The organism is Anaerobacterium chartisolvens (assembly GCF_003337415.1).
GTDB lineage: Bacteria > Bacillota > Clostridia > Acetivibrionales > DSM-27016 > Anaerobacterium > Anaerobacterium chartisolvens.
This window is the reverse complement of sequence record NZ_QPJT01000040.1, coordinates 19812-31325: the sequence shown is the minus strand read 5'-3', so window position 1 is coordinate 31325 and position 11514 is coordinate 19812. Positions and strand designations below refer to the sequence as shown.

12 protein-coding genes are annotated in these 11514 nt (G+C 45.7%); 11 read left to right on the top strand and 1 reads right to left on the bottom strand.

The window, feature by feature from the left end; translation table 11 throughout:
- Positions 1-140: 140 nt before the first annotated feature.
- Positions 141-1148 (bottom strand): aldo/keto reductase, encoded by a 1008-nt coding sequence (locus tag DFR58_RS20425; protein WP_114300123.1) that lies wholly within the window; start codon positions 1146-1148, stop codon positions 141-143.
- Positions 1149-1387: 239 nt separating this feature from the next.
- Between DFR58_RS20425 and hisZ the strand changes: the two genes are divergently transcribed.
- The 11 genes from hisZ to DFR58_RS20370 all read left to right on the top strand — a co-directional run bounded on the left by hisZ (position 1388) and on the right by DFR58_RS20370 (position 11496).
- A complete protein-coding gene (hisZ, locus tag DFR58_RS20420; protein WP_114300122.1) occupies positions 1388-2650 on the top strand; it encodes an ATP phosphoribosyltransferase regulatory subunit in 1263 nt (420 codons plus the stop codon).
- A gap of 17 nt (positions 2651-2667) precedes the next feature.
- Entirely contained in the window at positions 2668-3315 is a 648-nt protein-coding gene (hisG, locus tag DFR58_RS20415) for an ATP phosphoribosyltransferase (RefSeq protein WP_114300121.1), read from the top strand.
- Positions 3316-3317: 2 nt separating this feature from the next.
- Positions 3318-4622, top strand: a complete 1305-nt coding sequence (gene hisD / locus DFR58_RS20410; RefSeq protein WP_114300120.1) for a histidinol dehydrogenase — start codon at positions 3318-3320, stop codon at positions 4620-4622.
- Between the two features lie 28 nt (positions 4623-4650).
- Positions 4651-5721, top strand: coding sequence for a histidinol-phosphate transaminase (hisC, locus tag DFR58_RS20405; protein ID WP_114300119.1), 1071 nt, complete (start codon positions 4651-4653; stop codon positions 5719-5721).
- A 70-nt stretch (positions 5722-5791) separates the two neighbouring features.
- Positions 5792-6379, top strand: a complete 588-nt coding sequence (hisB, locus tag DFR58_RS20400) for an imidazoleglycerol-phosphate dehydratase HisB (protein WP_114300118.1) — start codon at positions 5792-5794, stop codon at positions 6377-6379.
- A 26-nt stretch (positions 6380-6405) separates the two neighbouring features.
- Entirely contained in the window at positions 6406-7290 is an 885-nt protein-coding gene (locus DFR58_RS20395) for a phosphoribosylaminoimidazolesuccinocarboxamide synthase (RefSeq protein ID WP_114300117.1), read from the top strand.
- Positions 7291-7518: 228 nt separating this feature from the next.
- Positions 7519-8130 (top strand): imidazole glycerol phosphate synthase subunit HisH, encoded by a 612-nt coding sequence (gene hisH / locus DFR58_RS20390; protein ID WP_114300116.1) that lies wholly within the window; start codon positions 7519-7521, stop codon positions 8128-8130.
- Between the two features lie 23 nt (positions 8131-8153).
- Positions 8154-8867, top strand: a complete 714-nt coding sequence (gene hisA / locus DFR58_RS20385) for a 1-(5-phosphoribosyl)-5-[(5-phosphoribosylamino)methylideneamino]imidazole-4-carboxamide isomerase (protein WP_114300115.1) — start codon at positions 8154-8156, stop codon at positions 8865-8867.
- 42 nt (positions 8868-8909) lie between these two features.
- Positions 8910-9671 carry an imidazole glycerol phosphate synthase subunit HisF gene (hisF, locus tag DFR58_RS20380; protein WP_114300114.1) on the top strand — a complete coding sequence of 254 codons (762 nt, stop codon included), beginning with the start codon at positions 8910-8912 and terminating at the stop codon, positions 9669-9671.
- Between the two features lie 51 nt (positions 9672-9722).
- The gene (locus tag DFR58_RS20375; protein WP_114300113.1) at positions 9723-10949 is read left to right on the top strand and encodes an AAA family ATPase; all 1227 of its coding nucleotides are present in this window, start codon (positions 9723-9725) and stop codon (positions 10947-10949) included.
- Entirely contained in the window at positions 10930-11496 is a 567-nt protein-coding gene (locus tag DFR58_RS20370) for a DUF4276 family protein (RefSeq protein ID WP_170138254.1), read from the top strand. The genes DFR58_RS20375 and DFR58_RS20370 overlap by 20 nt, the downstream gene beginning before the upstream one ends.
- Positions 11497-11514: the final 18 nt, after the last annotated feature.

The following is an 11514-nucleotide window of genomic DNA, read 5'->3' as shown; positions in this document are numbered from 1 at the left end:
ATTCTTCAGATTTTTTCCTTGCTGCTCTTGGCATTATACCCACCTCTTGGGTCTATTATATAAGATTAGGCATAATATGTCAAGAACAAATGTTCTAAGGGCAGGAGCGTCCCCATTCGGTTTCCCCATTCGGTTTCCGGTTATATAAATTGCCTGTAGTCCTCCAAGTTTTCCTTTAAAAGCCTTGGTATGTCCAGCCCATAAGGACATTTGCTTTTACAGCTTCCGCAGTCAAAGCAGTCGTCAATTCTTTTCATTTTTTCTTGCCATTCATCGTTTAAGTATACTGATACCGGAGCACGTCGTATCATTAAAGACATTCTTGCAGAGATGGGAATGTCAATATCTGAAGGACACGGCATACAGTAGCCGCAGCCCCTGCAAAATTCCCCGCCAAGCATTTTTCTGTCTTTCTCAATAATTCGGGAAATATCTTCATTATATACGGGAGGCTCATTAATATAGGAAATAAACTGATCAAGCTCCTCCTCTTTCTGTATGCCCCAAATAGGAAGGACGTTGTCGTACCTTGCAATATAGGCATAGGCGGCTGCCGCATTGGTAATAAGCCCGCCCGACAATGCCTTCATCGCTATAAAGCCGATATCGCGCTCGCGGCACAGCTTCACCAGCCTTACCTCTCCGTCTGTCGCCAGATAGCTGAACGGAAACTGAATTGTCTCATACAGTCCGGATTCCGCCGCCTCTACAGCTACCGCAAGCCTATGGCTTGTAATTCCTATATGGCGGATCATTCCCTTATCCTTTGCCTCCAGCAGGGCCTCATACAGCCCTGTGCCGTCCCCGGGCTTCGGACAGAAGCCGGGATTATGGAGCTGGTATATGTCGATATAATCTGTTTTAAGCAGATTAAGTGAGGTGTCCAGCTGCTTTCGTAGCTCATCAGCATTTGCAGCCATTGTTTTGGAGGCAATATAAATTTTGTTCCTGACACTGCTTAAGGCAAAGCCTATTTTCTCCTCGCTGTCAGTATAGAATCTTGCCGTGTCGAAGAAATTAATCCCGCTTTTATAAGCTTTTTTCAGCAAAGCCGAGGCGGCATCCAAGCTGACCCTCTGTATTGGAAGAGCTCCAAACCCGTTTTTGTTAACAGTAATGCCTGTTTTTCCTAGTGTTACCCAGTTCATAGCTACTCCTTTTCTTATCTTTTCCGAGCGTAATGCATGTAAGACAAAATAATAACTTAAGGTATTTGTTAACTGCGTTATTATGAGATATCCATTATATTGTAAATCTTATTTAAGCTTTGTACAATAGAATAGTGTGTGCTTTAATATTTTGTTGACAATGAAGCAAATTGAATTTATAATTATTTTAATGGTTTACAACTTTACCATGATAAAGCGATGAAGTGAGGTGCATTCTTTTGAGCAAGTGGAAGATATACACACCGGAGGGAGTTCAGGATATACTGTTTGACGAGTGCTTCAGAAAAAGAAATCTGGAGGGGAAGATAAGAGAGCTTTTCAGGACATACGGATGCCTCGAGGTTGAGACTCCCACTATGGAATTCTATGATGTATTTTCGGCAGGAACAGCTCCCATACCACAGGAAAAGATGTTTAAGTTCTTTGACCAGCAGGGTAGGATTCTTGTTCTGAGGCCTGAAATGACGGTGCCTATAGCGAGGGTGACAGCTACAAAGTATAAGGATGCCGAGGACCCCATAAAGTATTTTTATATCTGCAATGCCTTTAAGTTTAACCAGCTTGGAGGTGGTAAGCAAAAGGAATTTACCGAGGCAGGTGTGGAAATTGTCGGTGCCGGCGGTCCCGAGGCGGATGCCGAGGTGATAGCCGCAGCCATAAACGCGGTAAAATGCACAGGGCTGGAAAGCTTTCAGATAGACATAGGGCAGGTGGAATTTTTCAAGGGCCTTATGGAGGAGACCGGGCTTTCGGAGGATGAGATAGAGCAGGTAAGAATACTGATTGACGCAAAGGACTACCTTGGGGTTGAGGAGTTGGTTGAGGCTCATGAAATCAGAAAGGATTTGAAGGAGCTTATACTGAGCATTCCCAAGCTGTTTGGCTCCTTAGATGTAATTGACAGGGTGGAAAAGCTGACCTTCAATAAAAGGTCTTTGAAGGCCCTCGAAAATTTGAGGCAGGTGCTTGAGCTGCTGGATGATTATGGCCTTAGCAGGTATGTATCGGTAGATTTAGGGACGGTTCAGAGCCTGGACTATTATACCGGAGTGGTGTTCAGAGGGTTTACATATGACGTGGGATTCCCTATTTTAAGCGGCGGAAGGTATGACAGACTTGTTGGGGGGTTTGGGAAGGAATGCTCCGCGACGGGCTTTTCACTTGGAATCAATATGATAATGACGGCTCTTGAAAGACAGGGAATCTGTGCCGAAAAGCCCCAGACAGACAGTCTTGTCTGCTATGAAAGGGCGGGAAGGAAAACCGCCTTTAGTGTGTGCAGCCAGCTCAGGGAGCAGGGGCTTAATGTTGAAATGGACATTGCAGGCGGTGGCCTTGAGGCTGTCAAGAAATATGCATCAAGGAAGGGAATAGGGGGAATATTGTACATTCCAGACAGTGACAGCATTGAGGTGCATAACATGCAGACGGGAGAGGTTTCGTCAGCGACAATAGAACAACTGGCAAAAGGCGGTTGGTGATTTTAAGGAGGAATTTTATGAGGTACCTTACCATAGCACTTTCCAAGGGAAGGCTTACCGAGCTGTCAATAGAGCTGTTTGAGGGTGCGGGAATAGATTGCTCGGAGCTTCGCGGAAGCTCCAGAAAGCTTATACTGACTGATGAAGCAAATAAAATTAAGTTTTTTCTTGCCAAGCCTGCCGATGTACCCACCTATGTGGAATATGGGGCGGCAGACATAGGAATAGTAGGAAAGGATACTCTTTTGGAGGAGGGCAGGAATTTATACGAGGTGTTGAACCTTGGCTTTGCGGCGTGCAGGATGGTTGTGGCGGGGCCGGCAGAGCTGCAGGGAAGGCTTGACCAGCTTAATAACAAGAGGGTTGCCACTAAGTATCCTAAAATAGCAAGGGAATATTTTGAGCATAAAAGACGCGAATCAATTGAGGTAATAAAGCTTAACGGCTCGGTAGAGCTTGCTCCTCTGGTGGGGCTTTCGGAGGTTATTGTAGACCTCGTTGAAAGCGGAAGAACCTTAAAGGAAAACGGGCTTGTGGTGCTTGACCATATTTCCGATATAAGCGCAAGGCTTATTGTAAACAGGGTGAGCATGAAAATGGAAAGCGACAGGATAAATGCCATAGTTGACGGAATGAGAAGGCAGCTTGAAAAGGCGGTGAATTAAAGGTGATTGATATTATTGACCTGCGCGGAAAAGGCGAACAGGAGCTTATAAATAGAATAGAGGGAAGAAACAGCACGGCGTCAGGAGACATAATGAAAACGGCGGAGAAAATTATAAGCGACGTACGATCGTACGGCGACAGAGCTGTTTTTGAATACTCCCTGAAGCTTGACGGGGTGGAGCTTTCCCCAGAAAGCATCAGAATACCGTCCTCCGAAATCGAGAGTGCTTATGAAAGGGTTAACCCGTCGCTCATAGAGGTGATAAGGAAGGCGAAAAAAAGCATTGAGGATTTTCATTATGAGCAAAAGGAAAAGTCGTGGTTTTCCACGGGACAGGACGGGGTTATACTCGGGCAGATGTACAGACCGCTCGAAATTGTGGGACTGTATGTTCCGGGCGGTACAGCCGCATACCCATCCTCGGTGCTGATGAACGCAGTTCCTGCAAAGGTTGCCGGGGTTGAGAAAATAGTTATGATAACTCCCCCAAAGGTCGAGGGAATTAATCCCGCTGTGCTGGTGGCAGCCAATGAGGCGGGAGTGGATGAAATATACAGGGTGGGAGGGGCTCAAGGGGTAGCCGCACTGGCCTTCGGTACCTCCTCCGTGCCTAAGGTGGATAAAATTGTGGGGCCCGGAAACGCCTATGTTGCAGCAGCCAAAAAGCTGGTTTACGGTGTTTGTGATATTGATGCAATCGCCGGACCCAGTGAGATTGCCGTTGTGGCGGATAACACCGCCAATGCGGCGTTTGTTGCCGCAGATCTGCTGTCTCAGGCGGAGCATGATATTTTGGCGTCGTCAATTGCCATTACAGACTGTGAGGAGCTGGCCGAGGAAATCAAAAAGCAAGTTGAAATACAGGCCGCAAGCCTTCCCAGAAGGGAAATAATTTCCCAGTCGCTGCACAGCTATGGAGCTGTTGTGGTTGTGGAAAGCATAAAAAGGGCAATAGAGCTGGTAAATATCATTGCCCCGGAGCATTTAGAGCTTTGCGTAAAGGAGCCGTTTAACCTTCTTGGAAGCGTTAAAAACGCAGGCGCCATATTTCTTGGGCACTATGCATCCGAACCGCTGGGAGACTATTTTGCGGGCCCCAATCATGTGCTGCCTACAAACGGCACTGCAAGGTTCTTTTCTCCCCTTAATGTGGCCGATTTCATTAAAAAATCCAGTGTTATATCTTATACAAGAGAGGCTCTGGAAAAGGCGGCGGAGGATGTAATACTTTTTGCGGAGGCAGAGGGGCTTAAGGCTCACGCAAATGCCATAAGGGCAAGGCTTGCCGACGGAGAACGGAAGTAAAAAGTAAAATTTGGGAGAGGTTTGCACTATGAGCAGGTATTGGAGCAGTATTGTAAAAAATATAGAGCCGTATGTTCCGGGAGAGCAGCCTAAAGACCGGAAATATATTAAATTAAATACAAACGAAAATCCCTATCCCCCTTCCCCGAGGGTGCTGGAGGCGATAAGAAGGGCTGCCGGAGAGGATTTAAGGCTGTATCCTGACCCTGACTGCAGTGAATTACGAGAAACTGCGGCAGAATATTACGGGCTGAATAAAAACCAAATTTTTGTGGGAAACGGGTCGGACGAGGTGCTGGCCTTTTCGTTTATGGCATTTTTTGACCCTGAAAGGCCGATACTTTTCCCCGACATTACTTACAGCTTTTACCCGGTATATGCCAAGCTGTTTAACATAGGCTATGAAATTGTGCCTTTAGATGATCAGCTTAATATTCCTGAGGAAAAGCTTTATAAAAGCAGGGGAGGGGTCATAATATCAAACCCTAAGGCCCCGACCGGGCAGCTTTTGCCGATTTCCTCGATAAGTAAAATCGTGGAAAACAACATGGACAGCGTAGTCATAATCGACGAGGCATATATAGATTTCGGAGGAGAATCGGCGGCAGGGCTTATTGACAGCTATCCCAACCTGCTTGTCGTGCAGACGCTGTCAAAGTCGCGCTCTCTGGCAGGAATGCGCATAGGTTTTGCGCTTGGAGACAGCAGCCTTATAGAGGCGCTGGGACGCATAAAGAATTCCTTTAACTCCTACACAATAGATCGCATAGCTCTTGCAGCGGCAAACGAGTCATTCCGGGACGAGGAATATTTCAGGAGTGTCAGCGCTAAAATCATATGCACCCGGGAGAGGACTGCGTCAGAGCTTAAGGACATGGGCTTTACGGTGCTGGATTCAAAGGCCAATTTTCTTTTTATAAGCCATCCTGATGTCGCAGCAAGGGATTTATTTGAGCTTTTACGCGACAAGGGTATTCTGGTAAGGTATTTTAACAAGCCTAGAATTGACAGCTTTTTAAGGATTACAATAGGAAATGACAGCGATATGGATTATGTATTGGAAACCATAAAAAATTTGTTGCAGTCCTGTAGAATATAATGTGATTTATTTGTTATAATTAGATTGGATTTTGTTCGGTAATATTTTGTACTTTGCTTTGGAGGTTAAAATGACAAGGGATTCGGAAATTGCAAGGAAAACAAATGAGACAGACATCGTTTTAAGGATAAACATAGACGGCAGCGGTAAAGGTGACATAGATACCGGCATAGGCTTTTTTGACCATATGCTGAACCTGTTTGCCGCACACGGGCTTTTTGACCTTTTTGTCAAGGCGGAGGGGGATCTGAAGGTGGATGCCCACCACACCGTCGAGGATGTAGGGATAGCCCTTGGACAGGCACTTAAAAAGGCGGCGGGAGACAAAAAATCAATAAAGAGGTATGGAACGTCGTATTTACCCATGGATGAAGCCCTCGCAATGGTAGTGCTTGACTTTGGGGGCAGGCCGTTTCTGGTTATGGATGCCGTCTTTGAACGTGACAGGGTGGGCGAAATGGATACCGAGCTTGTAGAGGAGTTTTTCAGGGCGGTGGCATTTAACGCGGGGCTGACGCTGCATATAAAGGTGCTGTACGGAAGCAATACCCACCACATGATAGAGGCTGTGTTCAAGGCCTTTGGGCGTGCGTTGGATGAGGCAACACGAATGGACGACAGGATTAAGGGAGTAATGTCTACTAAAGGGATGTTATAATATATTTTTAAGGAAGGAAGAACGAAATGCTGATAAATGACACTAGCTTTATAGAACTGCCGGTATTTATTAAGGGAAAGGTAAGAAATGTTTATGATTTGGGAGATAAGCTCCTTGTTGTGGTAACGGACAGGATATCTGCGTTTGACGTTGTTTTCCCGAACCTTATTCCCAACAAGGGGAGGGTTTTAAACAGCATATCGGAGTTTTGGTTTGACTACACCTCCGATGTTGTGGCAAATCATGTCATTACCACCGATGTATCGCTGTACCCCGAGGGGCTGTCAAGGTTTAAGGAGGAGCTTTCCGGGAGATCCATGCTTGTCAAGAAGGTTAAGATGGCTGAGGCAGAGTGTATTGTAAGAGGATATCTTGAAGGCTCCGGGCTTAAGGATTATCAAAAGACGGGAAGCATTTGCGGCATAAAGCTTCCGGCCGGACTAAAGCAGGGGCAGAAGCTGCCTGAGCCGATATTTACGCCTTCGACAAAGGCTTTAGAGGGTCATGATGAAAATGTTTCCTTCGACGAGCTGACAAACAGGATAGGAAGCGAGCTGGCCTGCAAGCTTAAGGATGTAAGCATAGCGCTGTACAACAAGGCCAGCAGTTATGCCGAAAGCAAGGGGCTTATACTTGCCGACACCAAGTTTGAGTTTGGAATTTTAGACGGAGAGCTTATAGCCGCCGACGAGATGTTTACCCCCGACTCCTCAAGATTCTGGGACGCATCGGAATATGAGATGGGAAGAGCGCAAAAGAGCTTTGACAAGCAGTTTGTGAGAGAATATCTCGAAAAGGTGAAATGGGATAAAAAGCCTCCGGCTCCCGAGCTTCCCGCAGACGTTATTGAAAAGACAGAGGCAAAGTATATAGAGGCATATGAAAGAATTACGGGAAAGAAGCTACAATAAGGTGCAATAAAGCTTTTGCAAACATAGAGAATATAATTGCCTACAGAAATTTTAACAGCAACGAAAAGGCGCCTTGCGGGGAAATGTCTCACGGGTATGTCATCAGGCGCTTTTCTTAGATGTATTCCTTACGGGTCAAAAAAATTTCTTCCATCAAATTATATTCTCTATGCAAAACCTTTATTGCTAAATGTATAGTTTAGAGGAAGTGAAGGGTGGGGATACCTTTTGATTGCTATAATTGATTACGGTGTGGGAAATTTAAGAAGCGTGGAAAAAGCGTTTGGGTTTATAGGTGCGGAAGCGGTGGTGTCCTCCGACAGTGAGCTTATTCTTGGGGCGGATGCTGTGGTTCTCCCCGGTGTGGGAGCGTTTGCCGATGCGATGGACAGTCTTGAAAGGTTTGATATGATAAACACGGTAAAGACTGCAATAGACCGGGGCAAGCCCTTTTTGGGAATATGCTTAGGGATGCAGCTTCTGTTCGAGTACAGTCAGGAGGGCGGGGAGAGGGTTCGGGGCTTAGGGGTTTTCAAGGGCTCTATAAGACAGCTTCCTCTGGATATGGGACTTAAGGTTCCGCACATGGGATGGAATTCCATAAAAACGGCTGAGGACTGCGCTGTTTTTGGCAATCTTTCACCCAAGCCCTATGTATATTTTGTACACTCATATTATCTGACGGCTGAGGACAGGAGCATTGTCGCGGCAACCGCAAGGTACGGAATTGAATTCGACGTTGCGGTATGCAAGGATAAGGTGTGCGCTACACAGTTCCACCCTGAAAAAAGCGGTGAAACGGGGCTGCAAATACTTAAGAACTGGGTTGCGTCCATATAAAAGTGGTTATTGGGAGGTAAACAATGATAATATATCCGGCGGTGGATATTAAGGACGGGAAATGTGTAAGGCTGTCGCAGGGAAGGTTTAACCAGATGACAGTCTATTCGGACAATCCTGCCGATATGGCATCTAAGTGGCAGGCTGAAGGGGCTGAATACCTGCATGTGGTGGACCTTGACGGTGCCAGAACGGGGGAGCCCGCGAATATAGGAGTAATAAGCGAAATGGCTTCTGCGGCGGCCATCCCGGTACAGGTGGGAGGCGGAATAAGGAGCATAGAGACTATAGAGAAGATATTGTCTAAGGGAATAAGCCGGGTTATACTGGGAACATCTGCGGTCAGAAACCCTGAACTGGTGAAGAATGCGGTAAACACCTTCGGAAACGCTATAGTGATAGGGATAGACGCAATAAACGGAATGGTGGCTATTGAGGGATGGGAGAAAACCAGTGAATTTACCGCTGTGGAGTTTGCAAAAAGGATGGCGGGGCTTGGCGTAAAGACAATAATATATACCGACATATCGAAGGACGGTATGCTCTCGGGGCCAAATTTGAATGCTATGAGCGAGATGCTTCGCGAGTCCGGCATTGAGGTTATTGCCTCAGGAGGAGTGGGCAGTCTTAAGGATATCGAGGATTTAAGGAATATAGGTATGCCGGGAGCCATAGTTGGAAAGGCGCTCTATACGGGAAATGTGGACTTAAAAAGGGCTATAGAGCTTGCCAAATAAAGCGGTGCATATGCCGTTAGCAAGGGAATGGGTGATAGATATATGCTGACAAAGCGTATTATTCCGTGTCTGGACGTACACGGAGGAAGGGTTGTCAAGGGAGTTAATTTTGTTAATATAAGGGATGCGGGAGATCCCGTCGAGGTTGCTGCGATATACGACAAGGCGGGGGCAGATGAGCTTACCTTTTTGGATATCACCGCATCCAGCGATGCCAGAGCCATTATGTTAGATGTGGTGCGGAGGGTTGCGGAGCAGGTTTTTATACCGTTTACGGTAGGCGGGGGCATACGGTCGGTAGATGACTTCAGGGAGATATTGAAGGCAGGCGCCGACAAGATATCGGTTAATTCCGCCGCACTAAAGCGCCCGGAGCTCATTTCGGAGGCGGCGTGGAGATTCGGAAATCAGTGTGTGGTTGTGGCAATTGACGCTAAAAGGAGGCACAACGGAGCGGGCTGGGAGGTTTATCTCAACGGCGGAAGAGTGAACACAGGAAGGGATGCGGTGGAGTGGGCCGCAGAGGCCGAAAAGCTTGGAGCGGGGGAGATACTGCTGACAAGCATGGACTGCGACGGCACCAAAAACGGGTATGACATAGAGCTTACCAGAATGGTATCTGAGAGCGTTAAAATACCCGTTATAGCGTCAGGCGGAGCGGGAACCATGGAGCATTTTTATGAGGCTCTTACCGAAGGAAAAGCCGATGCGGTGCTTGCGGCGTCGCTTTTTCACTACAGGGAGATGGAGATAAGGGATTTAAAGGCTTATCTCAGACAGAGAGGTATAGAGGTAAGGCTATAAATTATGATTTTGGGATTTTAAACCTTCTGGTTTAAAAGAAAGGTGTATGTAATGATAAAATCCATTCAACTTGAGAATTTTTTTAGTTTTGAAAATGCCAAGATTGAATTCAATAAAACGGAAAATATTCTTGTCGGAATTAACGGCTCGGGTAAGTCCAACCTATTGAAAGCTATCCAATTCCTCAAAGAGGGCGTAGCCGGAATTGGCCTTACGAAGCTTATAATAGATACATGGGGCGGCTTCGATGCAATGTGCTTTTGCGGGGAGAACAGCCAAAAGGAAAGTGTATCAATTACATTTGAGCTTGATTTTAATGTGCTGAAAGGTTTTGGATTTAGCTTTGAGAAGGATGTGTTTTATAAAATAGTTGTGGGCAGGAAGCCCGGACAGGATAATTATTACATTTCATCTGAAGAACTGTATCAGAAAGAAGGATTTTATAATAAAATTACCAAATTGCGCGAAGATTTTATTTTCTTAAAGTTTGAAAACGGGAGAGGAATTATTTATGGAATCAGCGGACATAAATCCAAGCCGGAGCTTAAGGTTCTATATGACAACCTTAATCCGCAGGAGCTTGCCCTGTTCCAGATTAATGATCCTGTCAGGTTTTTAATCCAGTATGCTATTTGTGAAGCTATACGTAAAATAACTGTATATAATTACTTCGATACAACACCAGGCAGTCTCATAAGAAAGCCTATGAAGTCTTCAGGAGAGAAAAGGCTGCTGCACGACGGAAGCAACCTTCCCCAGATGCTGAATACCATAAAGATTAACCACAGAAAGCACTATTTGAAGATGGTTGAGGTGCTGAATGAGGTTAATGAAAATTTTAAGGGCTTTGAGTTTAATCCCATAGGCGGAAACATAGAGCTTATGCTTGAGGAAGCAGGCCTTAACAGGCTGCTTCATGTGACGCATATATCAGACGGAACGCTCAGGTTTTTATGCCTTATGTCCATCATTTTCAACCCTGAGCGAGGGGGTCTGGTTTGTATAGATGAGCCTGAGGTCGGACTTCATCCCGATATGATAATGAACCTTGCAAGTGCTATAGCCGAAGCCTCCGAAACCACACAGTTTATAATTGCCACACATTCCGAAAATTTTCTGAATCATTTTAACTTAGACAGGATAAGGGTATTTGATAAGGATGAAGAGAACAGGACGGTTGTAAATTCCTTTACCGAGGAGGATTTTAAGGGATGGTATGACAGCTATTTTCCCGGTAAGATGTGGAGGGCGGGGGACATTGGCGGTAACAGGTGGTAGGAGGGTTTTATTTGTCGAGGGTACAAGCGATGATTCCAACGGGGATTTAAAGCAGGGGTTTAACAAGCTGCTGTCCCAGAAATTAAAAGGCAATATGCCTAGAATTGATATGGGAAACAGTACAGGGGAAACGCTTAGAAAGCTGAAGCATTGCAAAAAGGATGTGTCGGCGGTTGCCTTGATTGATCTCGACGGGGATGAACAGGAGAGAGATAAGAGATTAAAGAATATTGAAAATGAATATGGTATTGGGGATAACAGCCGGATATATTTTATGATACAGGAAATGGAGGCATGGTTTTTGTCACAGCCTGAGATACTGGATGAATTTTATGGAGAAAATATTTCTGCCAAAATCCCTGTAAAGAGTGCCAAGCAATTTAATAATCCCGATAAAGTTCTCGAGAATCTCACAGAGAAAACAAGAAGAGGGAAGTACCATAAGGTAAGGCATGGCGTTCAATTGCTTAAAAGATTGGATGCAAACAAGCTTCAGGAATATTTTTCTGATTTTGGAGAGCTTGTGAAAAGACTTGATTGCAGGTAAAATGTTGCTTATTGCAAC

What these genes read in the sequence shown, in the direction of transcription:
- hisC (WP_114300119.1), top strand. Translation starts at nt 4,651, where the DNA reads ATGAGCAGGTATTGGAGCAGTATTGTAAAAAATATAGAGCCGTATGTT.
- DFR58_RS20425 (WP_114300123.1), bottom strand. Translation starts at nt 1,148, where the DNA reads ATGAACTGGGTAACACTAGGAAAAACAGGCATTACTGTTAACAAAAAC.
- hisG (WP_114300121.1), top strand. Translation starts at nt 2,668, where the DNA reads ATGAGGTACCTTACCATAGCACTTTCCAAGGGAAGGCTTACCGAGCTG.
- DFR58_RS20395 (WP_114300117.1), top strand. Translation starts at nt 6,406, where the DNA reads ATGCTGATAAATGACACTAGCTTTATAGAACTGCCGGTATTTATTAAG.
- DFR58_RS20375 (WP_114300113.1), top strand. Translation starts at nt 9,723, where the DNA reads ATGATAAAATCCATTCAACTTGAGAATTTTTTTAGTTTTGAAAATGCC.
- hisB (WP_114300118.1), top strand. Translation starts at nt 5,792, where the DNA reads ATGACAAGGGATTCGGAAATTGCAAGGAAAACAAATGAGACAGACATC.
- hisF (WP_114300114.1), top strand. Translation starts at nt 8,910, where the DNA reads ATGCTGACAAAGCGTATTATTCCGTGTCTGGACGTACACGGAGGAAGG.
- hisA (WP_114300115.1), top strand. Translation starts at nt 8,154, where the DNA reads ATGATAATATATCCGGCGGTGGATATTAAGGACGGGAAATGTGTAAGG.